Here is a 15,042-nt window from a genome sequence, read left to right as displayed (position 1 = left end):
GCACGACGACCGAAAGGACCGGATCATGAACGGTAAGTGCAGGGTGTGCGGCGGCGCGGTCAGGGAGTTCATCGACCTCGGACGGCAGCCGTCCGCGAACGCCTTCCTCCTCCCGTCCGAGGTGGATGAGGAGTTCTTCTTCCGGCTCGCCGCGGGCGCCTGCGAGCGGTGCTCGATGGTGCAGCTGCTGGAGGAGGTGCCGCAGACCGTCCGCTACCACGAGGGCTACCGGTACCGGGCCTCCGGATCCGCGGGGCACCGCCGCCACTTCGAGGAGAACGCACGCCGGTTCCTGCGGGACGAGCTCACCGGCAAGGACGGGTTCATCGTCGAGATCGGCTGCAACGACGGCGTCATGCTCTCGACCGTCGCGGAGGCGGGCGTCCGGCACCTGGGCGTCGAACCGTCCTCGAACGTCGCGGAGGAGGCCAGGGCCAAGGGTGTCGACGTCCGCGAGGCGTTCTTCGACGAGACGACCGCGGCGGAGATCCGCGCCGAGCGCGGCCCCGCCCGGGTCGTGTTCGGCGCGAACACGATCTGCCACATCGCCCACATCGACTCGGTCCTGCGCGGCGTGGACGGCCTGCTCGGCCCGGGCGGGATCTTCGTGTTCGAGGAGCCGTACCTCGGGACGGTGCTGGAGCAGGGCGCGTTCGACCAGATCTACGACGAGCACGTCTTCTACTTCAGCGTGACCTCGGTGCGGGAGATGGCCGCGAGGTTCGGCTTCGAGCTGGTCGACGCCGAGCGCATCCCGCTGCACGGCGGGGAGATCCGGTACACGCTGGCGCGGGCCGGGGAGCGTCCGGTCCGTCCGTCGGTGGGGAACCTGATCGCCGAGGAGCGGGCCCGCGGGCTGTCCTCGCCGGACGCGCTGGAGCGCTTCGGGGAGAACGTCCGGCGCGTCCGGGAAGACCTGGTGGCCCTGCTGACCCGCCTGCGGGACGACGGCAAGCGGGTGGTCGGGTACGGCGCGCCCGGCAAGGCCACCACCGTCACCAACCTCTGCGGGATCGGCCCCGAGCTGGTCCCCTTCGTGTGCGACTCCACCCCGGACAAGCAGGGCAGGCTGGTGCCCGGGTCGCACCTTCCGGTCCGTCCGCCGGAGGACTTCTCGCGCCCCTACCCGGACTACGCGCTGCTGTTCGCCTGGAACCACGCCGAGGAGATCATGGCGAAGGAGCGGGACTTCCGGCGCGCGGGCGGGCGCTGGATCCGCTACGTGCCGACGGTCACCGTCACCTGACGGAAAGGTTCGCGGCGGGCGCCCCGGAAGGAGGGGCGCTCGCCGCGAGCTTTCGTCCGGCGCGAAAGCAAGGCTCACCCGAGGACGTGGCGGACCTTCCGGACGGCGGCCACGAGCGCGTCGACCTCCTCGGCGGTCGTGTAGAGGTGGAACGAGGCGCGGATCATCGAGGGCACGCCGTACCGGGTGCAGACGGGCGTGGCGCAGTGCCGTCCGACCCGGACCTGCACGCCCTCGGCGTCGAGCACCTTGCCCGCGTCGTCGTGGCCGATGCCGTCGAGCGCGAAGGAGACCAGGCCGCCCCGGCGCGCGGCGCCCGCCGGGCCGAAGACACGCAGGCCCGGGACGTCCGCCAGCCCGGCGAGTGCCCGCTCCGTCAGCTCGCGGCCGTGGTCGCGGACGGCGTCCATGCCGGCCGCGCTCAGGTAGTCCGCCGCGGTCCCGAGGCCCACGGCCTGCACGATCGGCGGGGTTCCGGCCTCGAAGCGGGCGGGCGGCGGGGCGTAGGTCGCCCCGGTCATCGACACCGCGTCGATCATCGAGCCGCCGCCGAGGAAGGGCGGCATGGCCCGCAGCAGCTCGCGGCGGCCCCACAGCACCCCGATCCCGGTCGGCCCGCACATCTTGTGCCCGGTGAACGCGGCGAGGTCCACGCCCAGGGCGGTCAGGTCGACCGGCATGTGCGGGACGGACTGGGACGCGTCCAGCATCACCAGCGCGCCGACCTCGCGGGCGCGGCGGACGATCGGCCCGACCGGGTTCACCGTGCCGAGGATGTTCGACACGTGCACGAAGGACACGAGCCGGGTGCGTTCGTTGAGGAGTCCGTCCAGCCCGGACAGGTCCAGCAGGCCGTCCTCGGTGAGCGGGATCCACCGCAGCGTGGCGCCCGTGCGCCGGCAGAGCAGCTGCCACGGGACGAGGTTGGAGTGGTGCTCCATCTCGGTGACCAGGATCTCGTCGCCCGGCCCGAGGCGCAGGCGCGGGTCGTCGAACCCGTCGGCGCCGCTCGTCCCGAGGGCGTGCGCGACCAGGTTGATCGCCTCGGTGGAGTTCTTGGCGAACACCACCTCGCCGGAGGAGCCCGCGCCGACGAACGCGGCCACGCGGGAGCGGGCCTCCTCGTAGGCCGCGGTCGCCTCGAGGCCGAGCGTGTTGACCGACCGTCCCACGTTGGAGGTGTGCCGGCGGTGGTGCCTGGCCATCGCCGCCACCACCTGGTCGGGCGTCTGGGAGGTGTTGGCCGAGTCGAGGTAGACCAGCGCGCGTCCGTTGACCCGCCGCCGCAGGTTGGGGAAGTCGGCCCGCAGCCGCTCCACGTCGTAGCCGCGTCCGGCGGCCGGTGCTGCTTGTGCCACGGAGTCCTCGCTAAGGATGAAGAAGACGGGAGAGGAGGGCGGGAAGGAGGCCGGAGACGGGAGGACCGGCCGCCGGTCCGACGGCCGGTCCTTGAGGGCGACGGGCGTGGGCCCGGCTCCCGTCAGCCCTGGTAGGAGGGCCCGAGGGGGGTGTTCTGGTAAGCGGTGATGAGCCACTGGCCGTCCTTCTCGACCAGCAGCCAGGTCGCCCGGATCGCCTCCTCCGCCGACGGCTCCGTCGCGCCCGCGGCGACCACGCCGCCCTTGCTGATCAGCACGACCGCGGTGTCGGACAGCGGCTTGACCATCTGCGGGGCCCCGGTGACGGTCGTCCCCTTGAGGGGGCCCGCGTACATCTCGGCCATGAAGTTCCGGATCTCCTCGCGGCCCTTGAGGAAGACACCGCCGGGCAGGATCAGCGTCCCGTCCTCGGTGAAGACCTCGGCGAAGGCCTTGGCGTCGTTCTTGGCCCACGCGGCGACGATGCGGTTGGGCACCTGCTGCACTTTCATGAGGTCGATCGACATCTTTCCGCCTTCCGGTGCGGTGGTCCTCCACTGAATCCCGCGGCGGTTCCGAATGCCGTCCCCGCCCGACCTCAGTATTGGCCGGGACGCCCATTCCCCCATCTCCGGAAATGCTCTTGACAGCGGCGGTCAACAGGGCATTCGGGAGGATGTGCGGGCGCGTTCCGCGGTCCTACCCTGCGGCTGGACTGTCGCTTCGTCCGCCTGCCGTCCCTCCGGCGGCAGGAGCCGACGGAAAGGGTGGGAACGTGCCTGGGCACACTCCTGCGAACGGAATCCTGGGCGTCCCCGGCGCCCACCTCTACCACGAGGTCAGGGGCACCGGGCCGGCCCTGCTCATCATCGCCACGGGCAATGGCGACGCCGCCCCGTTCGGCTACATGGCCGACCTGCTCGCCGACCGCTTCACGGTCATCACCTACGACCGGCGCGGCTTCTCCCGCAGCCCCCAGCACGAGGCGGTGCCGGACGAGCAACGGGTCGAGGTCGACGTCCAGGACGCCAAGGCCCTCCTCGACCACCTCACCGACGGGCCCGCCCACGTGCTCGGCACCTGCTCCGGCGGCGTCACCGCGCTGGCGCTGCTCGCCGCGTCGCCCGAGCGGGTCCGGACGGTCGTCACCCACGAGCCGCCGCTGACCTCCCTGCTTCCCGACTCCGGCGAGTGGGCCGCGTTCTACGACGACCTCTACGACGTCTACCGCACCGAGGGCGTGGACACCGCGAAGGAGATCTTCAAGGACACGATGGGCCTGGGCGAGACACGGCCGCCCAAGGGCGCCGAGCTGCCGCCCGACCGGCTCGCCGAGATGCTGGACCGGCTCCGGGTCAACCAGGTGTTCTGGTTCGAGCACGAGCTGCGCACCTTCACCAACCACGAGCTGGACGTGGACGCGCTGAAGCCCGCGGCCGACCGGCTCGTCCTCGCCGGCGGGACCGCGTCCCGCGACGACGTGAACTACCGGCCCAACCTCGTCCTCGCCGAACGGCTGGGCCTCGGGGTCGTCGACTTCCCCGGCGGGCACCTGGGCTACGTGACGCACCCCCACGAGTTCGCCGAGACGCTGACCGGCGTGCTGCACCAGAGCGAGCGGCCGGGCGAACCGGCGGCGGAATCACCGGCCGAATGAGCGGGCGTCCCGGCCCCTCCGCACGATCGGAGTAGTCCGAGGCATAACACCTGTCTAGTTTCAAAAAGGATTGCCGAACAACTGCGGACATGCCGCCGGACGAAGAGAACTCGTGCAAGTCCGGCAAGGCGGAACGACGGTTTTCCACCGGTCGGGTTCCGGCCGTCAGATACGGGTTCCACCCAGCTCAAGGGAAAGCGGAGACCATGTCCTCCTCCACCAGTTGGGCGAGAAGATCGATCCCAGGAGTCGCGGCGCTCGCGCTGATCCTGGTGATGTTCTTCGTCGCCAGAATCCCGTCGGCCTCGGGGACGCAGCTCGCCGACCGCTACCGGTTCACCGAGATGCCGATCGCCATGCCGCCGGGGTACCAGCCCACGCAGACCGTGCGGAAGGTGAATCCGAAGTACCACCACCTGCGGTCCTGGATCTCCTCGGTCGGCGCGGGCATCGCCCTCAACGACCTCGCCGGGAAGGGCCGGGACGACGGGATGTGCGTCGTCGACCCGAGGACCGACCAGGTCGTGGTCACCTACGCGCCGACCGCCCCGGCGTCCGACCGGTTCACGCCGTTCGCGCTGAACGCCGCGCCGCTGCCGATGGACGACCAGATGGCGCCGATGGGGTGCGTCCCGGGCGACCTCAACGGCGACGGGCGGATGGACCTGCTCGTCTACTACTGGGGCCGCACGCCGGTGGCGTTCCTCGCCAAGCCCGACGCGACGGCGCTCTCCGCGTCCGCCTACCAGCCGGTCGAGGTCGTCCCGCAGGCGGCCACCGACGGGCGCTACCACGGGCCGCGCTGGAACACCAACGCCGTGAACGTCGCGGACCTGCGCGGCACCGGGCACCCGGACATCCTGCTCGCGAACTACTTCCCGGACTCCGACGTGCTGGACCCGCACGGCCAGCCGAACGTGGTCATGAACTCCTCGATGTCGGACGCCAGGAACGCCGGCGGGACGCACGCGCTGCGGTGGGTCGGCGCGTCCTCGGGGGCGCAGCCGACCGTCCGGTACACCGAGGACGCGGCCGCGGTGCCCTTCCACTCCTCCAGCGGCTGGACGCTCGCCATGTCCAGCGCCGACCTCACCGGTGACGGCAAGCCCGAGGCGTACGTCGCCAACGACTTCGGCAAGGACCACCTGTTCTACAACCGGTCCACCCCCGACCGGATCCGCTTCACCGAGGTGACCGGCGACCGCAAGGCCACCACGCCCAAGTCGTTCGTCCTCGGCCACGACTCCTTCAAGGGCATGGGCGTGGACTTCAGCGACGTGGCGAACAAGGGCCGGTTCGACATCCTCGTCAGCAACATCACGGTCGCCTGGGGCCTGGAGGAGAGCAACTTCGCCTTCATGAACAAGTCGTCCGGCACCGCGGACATGGCCAAGCGGATGGACGGCGGGAAGGCGCCGTTCGACCAGCAGGCCCAGCAGCTCGGCATCGCCTGGAAGGGCTGGGGCTGGGACATCAAGACCGGCGACTTCCTCAACAGCGGCCGCCAGGACATCGTCCAGGCCGAGGGGTTCGTCAAGGGCAAGATCAACCGCTGGCCGTGGCTGCAGGAGATGGCCATGACCAACGACACGATCTACACCAACCCCGCCATGTGGCCGAACATGCAGCCCGGCGACGACATCGACGGCAGCCAGCCGATCGCGTTCTACGGCAAGAAGACCGACGACGGCCGCTACGTGGACCTGAGCAAGGAGCTCGGCCTGGACGAGCCGGTCCCCTCGCGCGGCATCGCCATCGCCGACACGCGCGGCAACGGCACCCTGGACTTCGCCATCGCCCGGCAGTGGGGCGCCCCCAACTTCTACGCCAACAACGCGCCCTCCCTGGGCGGCCACCTCGGCCTGCGGCTCTACCGTCCGGCGGAGGGCGGCGGCAAGCCGGGCACCGGGCTCACCGGGCCGGGCGTCCCGGCCTACGGCGCGACCGTGCAGATCCGCCTGCCGGGCGGCCACACCCAGATCCAGCAGCTCGACGGCGGCGGCGGCCACAGCGGCAAGCGCGGCTTCGGGCTCCACTTCGGCCTCGGCTCCTACAACGGGCCCGTCGCCGCGACCGTCCAGTGGTCCGACACCTCGGGCCGGCTCCACAAGCAGGACCTCCAGCTCACGCCGGGGGACCACGACCTACTCCTGACCAGCACCGCAACGGAGGCGGCGGGCCAATGACCACAGTCGTCGAGCAAGTGAACGCGCCGGTCCCGGCGGAACCCGCGAAGCCCGCCAAGAAGGCGCCGGACGTCCGCTACCTGGCGCTGCGCAACTTCGCGATCTCCCTGTCGGTCTTCAACATCCTCGGCTACACCGTGCTCGGGTTCGAGCAGCCCTGGCTGTGGCCCTTCCTGGCCCTGGCGACCGGGTACACGACGGAGATCGTCTTCGAGGTCATCAGCGCCTGGGCGACGCGCTCCACGCCGCGCTTCACCGGGCGGGGAGCGCGCGGGTTCATGGAGTTCATGCTCCCGTCGCACATCACCGCACTCGCCGTCAACATGCTGCTGTACGCCAACGACCAATGGTGGCCGATCATGTTCGGCGTCATCGTGGCGGTGGCGCAGAAGCACTTCCTCAAGGCGCCGGTGAACGGGCGCTGGCGGCACTTCATGAACCCGTCCAACTTCGGGATCACGGTGACGCTGCTCGCCTTCGGGACCTGGGTCAGCATCGCGCCTCCCTACCAGTTCACCGAATACGCCAACAGCTTCTTCCGGGTCACCGTCCCGATGCTCATCCTCATGGCGGGAACCGTCATCAACGCGGTCCTCACCAAGCGGGTCCTGCTCATCATGGGCTGGGTCGGAGGATTCGCCATCCAGGCGCTCATCCGGCACTGGATCTGGGACGTCGCCCTTTTCACCGCCTTCGGCGCGATGAGCGGAGTGGCTTTCGTCCTCTACACCAACTACATGGTCACCGACCCCGGGACGACGCCGTCCAAGGGCCGCGCCCAGTTCATGTTCGGCAGCTCGATCGCCGTGGTCTACGCGCTGCTGATGGTCGGCAACGTGGTCTACACGCTGTTCTACGCGACCACCATCGTGTGCGGGCTCCGCGGCCTCGGCTGGTGGGTGGCGCACCTGCTGCGCGCCCGCAAGGCCGCCGGCGCCACCGACGCGCAGACCGCCCCGGCCGGCGCCTGAAAACCATTCACCGATGAACGGCCCGACAGGGTCGTTCGCCAAGGAAAGGAAACCTGGTAATGGCTTCTGACGCTGAACATGCCGCCCCCAAGAGGACAAGGCGGCGGCGCCGAACCGTCCTGATGCTGCTCGTCCTGGGCGGGCTCACGATGGCCTTCCGGATGCTGCGGCAACAGGCCGGCTGACACCGGCGAAACGCCACAGAACGCGAGGGTGGCCGGAGGTTTCCACGGAGACATCCGGCCACCCTCGCACGTCTCTGCGGCGGCTTCTCGAGCGTTGGTGACCTGACTGGGAAAAGTCGGTGACAGGTGCGGTGAGTTTTCCCGCCTTGGACCGTCACAACTATTGAGGCTTCGCGAAGGGCGTCGCCCCCCGCATTGAAGGAGGACCCCCATGTCCGAGCAGACCCGAGTCACCGCCGGCAAGAGGCTCGCCACCAAGCTGGGCCTGGCCGGCGCGCTGACCCTTGGTCTCGCGGCCGCTTTCGGGAGCGCTCCCGCGAGCGCGGCCACGACCACCGCCGCGGCGCCGGCCGTGACCGTCACGCCTTCCACGGGCCTTTCGGACGGCCAGACCGTCGCCGTGGCGGCGACGGGCCTCACCCCCGACTCCACCCAGAACCTCGGGGAGTGCACGCTGACCCCGGCGAACGAGGCGGCGTGCGCCTCCCTTGGAAGCACCACGTCCGGGGCGGACGGTTCCGCGAACGCCTCGGTGACCGTCCACAAGACCTTCACCGCGACCGTGAACGGCACCGTCTACGGCACCGTGGACTGCGCCGCCGTGCAGTGCTTCATCGGCATCTCCGACACCGGCACCAGCGGCGGCACCGGCGCCGGCGCGTTGATCTCCTTCGCGTGACCCCGAACGACCGATACCGGCTGACCAGTACCTGCTAGCCAAGACCGGCTGACCCGTGCGGCCGGGCCACATCGGCCCGGCCGCACGCATGCTCAGGCGGACGGTACGGAGGAGCAGAGGTCAGAGAAGCGGGAGCAGGGAGCGGGCGGGGGCCGGGAGCAGGGCGGGTCAGCCGTCCAGCGCCTCCACGCGGACGTCGTACAGCGCCATCAGGACGGGCGGGTCCAGCACCCGCATCGGCCGCAGGCGCAGATCGGCTCGGCGCAGGCCGGTGCCGGAGCGGATGGTGATGGGGCCGTTGGCGCCGACGATGAGCGGCTCCTCCCCCGGGTCCAGGGCCCGTTCGAGGCCCGGCGGCATCGCGTGGGCGAGGACGTGCCAGGTGCCCGGCGGGACCCGGTCCAGCTCGTACGGCCCCGGACTGCGCAGCACGGTGCAGCTGACCGGCGACCCCTGGGGGATCCAGTCCGGGAACAGGCCGACGAAGACCGGGCCGACCGACCCCTCGTCGGGTGGCCGCACGTGGCCCGCGACCGTCGCGCTGGGCGTGGCCGGCCCCCTCCGGCGGCGGTCGCGGGGGATCGTGCTGGTGAAGCCGCCCAGCCTGCGGTACTCGGTCGGGGACAGGCCGACGGCCTCCTTGAAGCGGGTGCTGAACGTGCCGACGCTCGAGTAGCCGACCAGGTAGGTGATCTCGGTGATGCTGAGCGAGGTGGTCAGCAGCAGGCGCTTGGCCTCCTGCAGCCGCATCGCGGAGAGGAACCTCCCGGGCGACACCCCGGTGATCCGCTGGAAGACCCTGGAGAAATGGAACTTGCTGAACATGGCGGCCCGCGCCATGTCGTCTACGGTCAAACGCTCACCCAGCTTCTCTCGCATGGTCTCGATGACGCGGACGACCGCCTGTTCCAGCGCGGCGTCAACGGGGTCGTCACCTGCCTGAACCCAGCGCGGATCCATCACGTATTCCAACGCGTCTTCCACACCTCTCCCCTTTGCCGATCGGGTGAACCCGGACCGGCCGCATGACGGACACCCGGAGCCGGGGCGGCCGACACGACCACTACGCCTGCGGTTCACGTGTGTTCGGAACCGAAATATCTGAACCTCCGGGGCACGCCCCTTACGGCAGTCCGGAGGTCCGCGCCCACAAGGGCGGGGGGCTTTCCGCCCCGCTCGACACGGCCCGGCGGACGCGGGCGAAAGCCCAGCCCAGAGGCGCGTTCGACCGCGGGACACCGGCATTCGAACGCCACCGGGCGCCCCGCGGCCGGAGCGCGCCGATGGCGCTGGAGGAGAATGGTCGGCAATCAAAGGCATGGAACACCGGTAATCGCCACCTCACTATTCGTAACATCACATCGTAATATTACAGCGTGATATATACGGCTTATTCACGAACAGGGCACGGTAGTGACGAGCACTCCATCGGGCCATTTTTCGATCACAAGATACATCGATGTCTCCGCCTTTCCGCAAGCACATCAGATCGCCATTCTCAGGGAAACAAAAAGCTTCTGGCCCTGGAGTGACAGTCCGCTGGCCGGACCTTGACAGAGCGGGACACGTGTGGCGTATGGGGCGCGTCCGGAGGGCGCCGGCGGGACGCCGGAACCGCCCGGGCGGGCCGCATTCTGGAGGATGTCGCTGGTGGCGGGCCCGGCCCAGGATTTCCGGGGAAGCCCTCCCGCCGCTGAGCAAGGGGTAGCGACCATGACCCTGACACCCGCCGAACTGGCGAGCCTGCCGACCTACCCGATCTCCCGGGAGTGTCCCTACCGGCCGTCCACGGCGCACGATCCGCTGATGGCGTCCGGCCCGCTCACCCGGGTCCGGCTCTACAACGACCGCACCGCCTGGCTGGTGACCGGAGTCGCCGAGGCCCGGGCGCTGCTGTCGGACTACCGCCGCGTGTCCATCCGCAACCGGGGGCCGGGCTACCCGCTCCTCAACAAGGAGATGGAGAAGGTCGTCGACAGCGGCTACGCGGACGTGCTGTTCGGCGTGGACCCGCCCGAGCACACCCGGCAGCGGCAGATGATCATGCCGCCGTTCACGCTCCGCCGCACCGCGAGGCTGCGCCCCGACATCCAGGGGATCGTGGACGAGAAGCTGGACGCGATGGAGGCGCACGGCGGGCCGGCCGACCTGGTCACCATGTTCGCCCAGCCGGTGCCGTCCATGGTGATGAGCTTCCTGCTCGGCGTCCCCTACGAGGAGAACGAGCAGTTCGAGGTGCCGGCGCACAAGCTGTTCGTGCCCGAGCTCGCCGAGGAGGCGACCGCGGAGCTCGGCGAGTACCTCGACGGGCTCATCGGGCGTAAGGAGGCCGCCCCCGGCCAGGGGCGCACCGGGCTGCTCGACGACCTGATCACCGGCCACCTGCACAAGGGCGAGCTGACCCGGGACGAGCTGGTCCACATCGCGATGTCGATGCTCGTCGCCGGGACCGACACCACGACCAACGTCATCTCCCTCGGCACGCTGGCGCTGCTGGACAACCGGGAGCAGTGGGAGGCGCTGCGCGACGACATCGACCTGATCCCCGGCGCGGTCGAGGAGATCCTGCGGTACGTGTCGCTGGTCGAGGCGTTCGCCCGGGTCGCGATCGAGGACATCGAGATCGCCGGCATGACGATCCAGGCCGGGGACGGCATCCTCATCAGCTGCGCGGGCGTCAACTTCGACGAGGCGTGGGCGGCCGACCCCGACGCCTTCGACATCCGGCGCCCGGCCCGGCCGAGCTTCTCCTTCAGCCACGGCATCCACCGCTGCCCCGGCGACAACCTCGCCCGGCTGGAGCTGGAGATCTCCTTCCGGACGCTGGTGCAGCGCTTCCCCGACCTGCGGCCCGCCGTCCCGATCTCCGAGATGGAGAGCAACAACAACGACGGCACGCTGCAGCGCCTCTACTCCTTCCCGGTGACCTGGTAGCTCGGAGGATCGGCATGGCACACCAGCAAGGAAGCGTCGCCGCGCCGCCGGGCCGGTTCCCGCTCTCGCTCCAGCAGGAGTTCCTGCGGCTCATCGACTCCGGCGAGGAGTCCGGGCCGTTCGGCCCCTGGTACACGATCGTCGGCGGGTGGCGGCTCACCGGCCCCCTCGACGTGAACGCGCTCCAGGACGCCCTGGACGACCTGGTCGTCCGGCACGAGTCGCTGCGCACCTCGCTCGTCCGCGAGGGAGAGGACGCCTGCCAGGAGGTGACGGAGCCGACCCCGGCGCACCTGGACGTCCACGACATCCCGCAGCGCGAGGGCTCGCGCGACCTCCAGGCCGAGGAACTGGTCAACGAGGTCGAGGCCACGCCCTTCGGCATGGACCGGACACCGCTGATCGGCGCCGTCCTCGGCCGGTTCGACGAACGCGACGCGGTGCTCGCGCTGACCGCGCACCACACGGCCGTCGACGGCTGGTCGATGCAGCTGGTCGTCCGGGACCTGGCCGAGCTCTACGCGGCGCGGCGGTACGGCCGTCCCGCCGTGCTCCCCCCGCCGCGCCAGTACCGCGAGTTCGTGGCGTGGCAGCAGGAGTACGAGCGCGGCCCGGTGGCCGAGCGGGCGCGCGCCTTCTGGCGCGAGAACCTGCGCGACGCCCGGATCACGCCGATCCGCACCGACCTGTCGCGCGCCGACGGACACCCGGCGTCCACGGCCTGGCAGCGCTTCATGCTGCCCGAGAACTTCCGTGTCTCCGCCCTCCGCGTGGCGCGGGCGACGCGCGGCACGCCGTTCATGGTGCTGATGGCCGCCTACGTCCTGATGCTGCGCGACCTCGCCGGACGCGACGACATCGTCGCGCCGACGTTCACCCCAGGCCGGATGCAGTCGCGGATGCTCGACACCGTCGGGTCGTTCTACAACTTCATCCCGCTGCGAGTGGACCTGTCCGGGTGCCACACGTTCAGGGACGTCGTGGACGCGGTCCGCCGCACCTGCCTGGACGCGTACGCGCACGAACTCCCGTTCAACGACATCCTCGCCGAGGCGCCGGACCTGCTGGCCGACGCGAGCGCCGACCGGGCCGCCGACCTGGCCTTCCAGGTCGTCCAGTCGCCACTGATCATGGCCGACCAGGCCGTCGGCGACCTCCGCTGGAGCGCGATGCGCCGCCGCCTGCTGCCGCAGGCGGTCGGCTCGGCGCTCCCCGACGGCGCGCTGTGGAACCTCGAGCTCAACGCCCCCGGCATCGTCGGGAGCGCCGGCCACCTCACCAACCTCTTCAGCGACCGGACCATGACCGACCTGGTCATCGGATTCCAGCGGGTGCTTAGCCGGGTCCTCTCCGACCCGGACGTGCGCCTCGACCGACTCTGACCAGCGAACCCACAGAGCAGCGAACCGTATTTGAGGAGCGAAGGGAGAACGGCATGTCCGAGCGGGAGCCCGCGGGCGCGGCCCTCCGGGGCGTCGCCTACGACACCGGGACGAACTTCTCGACGGGCCAGGGCGACCTGTCGCGCGTCGTGTGGAGCGAGGCCCACATGATGGAGGAGATCTCCCTCATCGCCGACCAGCTGAACTGCAACGCCGTGACCGTCTACGGCAGCGACCACGGCAGGCTGGCCGCCGCGGCGCGCGCGGCCGCGGACCTGGACCTGCGGGTGCGGCTGCAGCCGCGGCTGGTCGACCATCCCCAGGAGGAGATCCTCGACCACCTCGCCGAGGGCGCCAGGCTGGCCGAGTCGCTGCGCGCGGACGGCGCGGACGTCGAGCTCACCGTCGGGGCCGTCCACCTGATCTTCACCCCGGGCATCGCCCCCGGCGAGCCGTATCACCAGCGCATGGCCAACGCCTACGCCGACCTCGACCACTACCTCCTCGAGCCGGACGGCCGGATCGACTTCAAGGAGGCCGCGCCGCGCCTGAACGACTTCCTCGGCCGCGCCGCGGCGACCGCCCGCGGCCTGTTCCGCGGGCCGCTCAGCTACTCGGCCGCCCTGTTCGAGGAGGTCGACTGGTCGCTGTTCGACAGCATCGGGCTGATGTACCAGTACCTCCCGGTGCACCTGCCCACGGCGGCGGAGCACGTGGCCGAGATCGCCCGCTACCACGAGTGGGGCAAGCCGGTCGACATCGCCGAGTTCGGCACCGCCACCTACCGGGGAGCGGAGGAGATGGCGTTCCGCTTCTACGACATCGTCGACCGCTACGTCGATCCCCCGGTCGTCCTCGACGCCTACACGCGGGACGAGAGCGCGCAGGCCGCCTACCACCTGAAGATGTTCGGCGTCTTCGAGCAGGCCCGGGTCAGGGGCGTGACGGTGTCCGAGCTGGTGCACCCGACCCATCCGCACTCCGAGGACCCGCGCCTGGACCTCGACACCGCCAGCATGTGCGTCGTCAAGACCATCCGCGACGACTTCGCCGACCCCGGCTCCGACTACCGGCTGGAGCCGAAGGAGTCCTTCCACGCGATCGCGGACCACTACGCCCACGTCGGTTTCCAGGAAGCGCTGCGCTGACAACCGCCAGGAGGATCCCCATGGCGGCTACGCCCGTCGACCCCATCGACTCGACAACCCCCGTTGCCCCGACGACCCCCGCCGACGCGCCGGACTATCCGCTCACCCGCGAGTGCCCGTACCGCGCGCCCGACGGCACCGCGGACCTGCACGCCGCCGGGCCGCTGCAGCGCGTCCGCCTCTACGACGGGCGGACGACCTGGCTGGCCACCGGCCCCGCCGAGGTGCGCGCGCTGCTGTCGGACAAGCGCATGTCCAGCAGGTCGGACTTTCCCGACTACCCGGTCCTCGACGAGCGCCACCTGCACATGCGCGGGACCCGGGAGATGGCCCAGGAGGAGGAGGGCGGGTTCGCGGGCGCCCTGTTCGGCGTCGACCCGCCCGAGCACACGCGCCAGCGGCAGCTGCTGATCCCGCACTTCACGGCCCGCCGGGTCGCCGTGCACGGCCCGGAGATCCAGCGGATCGTGGACGAGCGGATCGACGCGATGCTCGCCCAGGGCCCGCCCGCCGACCTGATGCCCGCCTTCGCCGCGCCGATCCCGATGATGGTGGTCTGCGCCTTCCTCGGCGTCCCGTACGAGGACCGCGAGCACTTCGAGAAGCCGGCCCGGGACCTGTTCGACCCGGGCCGGGCGGACGCGGCGATGGAGGAGCTGACCGGCTACCTGGAGCGGCTGGTCGGCGAGCGCCGGTCCGACCTGCGGAACGGCCTGCTGGCCGACCTGCTGGACGACCGGGTGGCGGGCGGCGCGATGGCCGTCGGCGAGGCCGTCCAGTTCGCCTTCGCCATCCTGGTCGCGGGCACCGTCACGTCCACCAGCGCCATCGCGCTCGGCACGCTCGCCCTGCTCGACACGCCCGGCCAGTACGACGCGCTGCGGGCCGACCCCGACCTGATCCCGGGGGCGGTCGACGAGATCCTCCGGCACGCCTCGCTGGTCGAGCAGCTCGCCCGGGTCGCCACCGAGGACGTCGAGGTCGCCGGGGAGGTCGTCAAGGCGGGCGACGGCCTGCTGGTGAGCTTCGCCGCGGCCAACCTGGACCCGAGCGTGACGTCCCACCCGGGCGAGTTCGACGTCACGCGTCCGCCGGACCACCACTTCGCGTTCGGCTACGGGCTGCACCGCTGCCTGGGCCACAACCTGGCGAGCCTGGAACTGGAGATCGTCTTCCGCTCGCTGACCGAGCGGCTCCCGGGCCTGCGTCCGGCCGTCCCGGTCGCCGAGATCCCGGCCTTCAACGACGCCACCGTGCAGAAGCTGCTGGCGTTCCCGGTCACCTGGTGAGGAGCGT

The 15,042-nt window shown here is 70.7% G+C and carries 13 protein-coding genes; 10 read left to right on the top strand and 3 right to left on the bottom strand.

The genetic code is table 11. The features are described from left to right. Positions 1-25: 25 nt before the first annotated feature. Positions 26-1,246, top strand: a complete 1,221-nt coding sequence (locus AB0L06_RS24330) for a methyltransferase domain-containing protein (RefSeq protein ID WP_500233366.1) — start codon at positions 26-28, stop codon at positions 1,244-1,246. A gap of 74 nt (positions 1,247-1,320) precedes the next feature. Here the strand turns inward: AB0L06_RS24330 and AB0L06_RS24325 are convergent, their stop codons facing one another. Together AB0L06_RS24325 and AB0L06_RS24320 are read right to left on the bottom strand one after the other, a co-directional pair. Beyond that, positions 1,321-2,604 carry an aminotransferase class V-fold PLP-dependent enzyme gene (locus tag AB0L06_RS24325; RefSeq protein ID WP_500233365.1) on the bottom strand — a complete coding sequence of 428 codons (1,284 nt, stop codon included), beginning with the start codon at positions 2,602-2,604 and terminating at the stop codon, positions 1,321-1,323. Positions 2,605-2,726: 122 nt separating this feature from the next. Beyond that, entirely contained in the window at positions 2,727-3,131 is a 405-nt protein-coding gene (locus AB0L06_RS24320; protein WP_500233364.1) for an SgcJ/EcaC family oxidoreductase, read from the bottom strand. A gap of 248 nt (positions 3,132-3,379) precedes the next feature. Here AB0L06_RS24320 and AB0L06_RS24315 point away from each other — a divergent pair, with 248 nt between their 5' ends. The 5 genes from AB0L06_RS24315 to AB0L06_RS24295 all read left to right on the top strand — a co-directional run bounded on the left by AB0L06_RS24315 (position 3,380) and on the right by AB0L06_RS24295 (position 8,282). Beyond that, positions 3,380-4,261, top strand: a complete 882-nt coding sequence (locus AB0L06_RS24315) for an alpha/beta hydrolase (protein WP_500233363.1) — start codon at positions 3,380-3,382, stop codon at positions 4,259-4,261. Between the two features lie 206 nt (positions 4,262-4,467). Then, entirely contained in the window at positions 4,468-6,447 is a 1,980-nt protein-coding gene (locus AB0L06_RS24310) for an FG-GAP repeat domain-containing protein (RefSeq protein ID WP_500233362.1), read from the top strand. Continuing rightward, a complete protein-coding gene (locus AB0L06_RS24305) occupies positions 6,444-7,418 on the top strand; it encodes an enediyne biosynthesis protein (RefSeq protein ID WP_500233361.1) in 975 nt (324 codons plus the stop codon). Before AB0L06_RS24310 ends, AB0L06_RS24305 begins: the two co-directional genes overlap by 4 nt. A gap of 59 nt (positions 7,419-7,477) precedes the next feature. Then, positions 7,478-7,603, top strand: a complete 126-nt coding sequence (locus AB0L06_RS24300; protein WP_500233360.1) for a hypothetical protein — start codon at positions 7,478-7,480, stop codon at positions 7,601-7,603. Positions 7,604-7,814: 211 nt separating this feature from the next. After that, positions 7,815-8,282, top strand: coding sequence for an enediyne antibiotic chromoprotein (locus AB0L06_RS24295; RefSeq protein ID WP_500233359.1), 468 nt, complete (start codon positions 7,815-7,817; stop codon positions 8,280-8,282). Between the two features lie 168 nt (positions 8,283-8,450). Here AB0L06_RS24295 and AB0L06_RS24290 read toward each other — a convergent pair whose 3' ends face one another. Next, positions 8,451-9,266 (bottom strand): helix-turn-helix domain-containing protein, encoded by an 816-nt coding sequence (locus tag AB0L06_RS24290; protein WP_500233358.1) that lies wholly within the window; start codon positions 9,264-9,266, stop codon positions 8,451-8,453. A 729-nt stretch (positions 9,267-9,995) separates the two neighbouring features. Here AB0L06_RS24290 and AB0L06_RS24285 point away from each other — a divergent pair. The 4 genes from AB0L06_RS24285 to AB0L06_RS24270 are packed head-to-tail and all read left to right on the top strand — an operon-like array spanning position 9,996 to position 15,035. Beyond that, on the top strand, positions 9,996-11,216 hold the full coding sequence (locus tag AB0L06_RS24285) for a cytochrome P450 (protein ID WP_500233357.1): 1,221 nt from the start codon (positions 9,996-9,998) through the stop codon (positions 11,214-11,216). A 14-nt stretch (positions 11,217-11,230) separates the two neighbouring features. After that, positions 11,231-12,598, top strand: a complete 1,368-nt coding sequence (locus AB0L06_RS24280; protein ID WP_500233356.1) for a condensation domain-containing protein — start codon at positions 11,231-11,233, stop codon at positions 12,596-12,598. 53 nt (positions 12,599-12,651) lie between these two features. Continuing rightward, a complete protein-coding gene (locus tag AB0L06_RS24275; RefSeq protein WP_500233355.1) occupies positions 12,652-13,746 on the top strand; it encodes a hypothetical protein in 1,095 nt (364 codons plus the stop codon). Between the two features lie 20 nt (positions 13,747-13,766). Next, complete coding sequence (locus AB0L06_RS24270) at positions 13,767-15,035, top strand: cytochrome P450 (RefSeq protein ID WP_500233354.1); 1,269 nt, start codon at positions 13,767-13,769, stop codon at positions 15,033-15,035. The last annotated feature ends 7 nt before the right edge of the window (positions 15,036-15,042 follow it).

Source organism: Spirillospora sp. NPDC052269 (assembly GCF_040679435.1).
GTDB lineage: Bacteria > Actinomycetota > Actinomycetes > Streptosporangiales > Streptosporangiaceae > Spirillospora.
The sequence above is the reverse complement of the archived record's forward strand: the minus strand, read 5'-3'. Positions and strand labels throughout refer to the sequence as shown.

Excerpts from the sequence above, each read along its gene's own strand:
- AB0L06_RS24330 (WP_500233366.1), top strand. The coding sequence starts at position 26 with ATGAACGGTAAGTGCAGGGTGTGCGGCGGCGCGGTCAGGGAGTTCATC.
- AB0L06_RS24320 (WP_500233364.1), bottom strand. The coding sequence starts at position 3,131 with ATGTCGATCGACCTCATGAAAGTGCAGCAGGTGCCCAACCGCATCGTC.
- AB0L06_RS24310 (WP_500233362.1), top strand. The coding sequence starts at position 4,468 with ATGTCCTCCTCCACCAGTTGGGCGAGAAGATCGATCCCAGGAGTCGCG.
- AB0L06_RS24305 (WP_500233361.1), top strand. The coding sequence starts at position 6,444 with ATGACCACAGTCGTCGAGCAAGTGAACGCGCCGGTCCCGGCGGAACCC.
- AB0L06_RS24300 (WP_500233360.1), top strand. The coding sequence starts at position 7,478 with ATGGCTTCTGACGCTGAACATGCCGCCCCCAAGAGGACAAGGCGGCGG.
- AB0L06_RS24295 (WP_500233359.1), top strand. The coding sequence starts at position 7,815 with ATGTCCGAGCAGACCCGAGTCACCGCCGGCAAGAGGCTCGCCACCAAG.
- AB0L06_RS24285 (WP_500233357.1), top strand. The coding sequence starts at position 9,996 with ATGACCCTGACACCCGCCGAACTGGCGAGCCTGCCGACCTACCCGATC.
- AB0L06_RS24280 (WP_500233356.1), top strand. The coding sequence starts at position 11,231 with ATGGCACACCAGCAAGGAAGCGTCGCCGCGCCGCCGGGCCGGTTCCCG.
- AB0L06_RS24275 (WP_500233355.1), top strand. The coding sequence starts at position 12,652 with ATGTCCGAGCGGGAGCCCGCGGGCGCGGCCCTCCGGGGCGTCGCCTAC.
- AB0L06_RS24270 (WP_500233354.1), top strand. The coding sequence starts at position 13,767 with ATGGCGGCTACGCCCGTCGACCCCATCGACTCGACAACCCCCGTTGCC.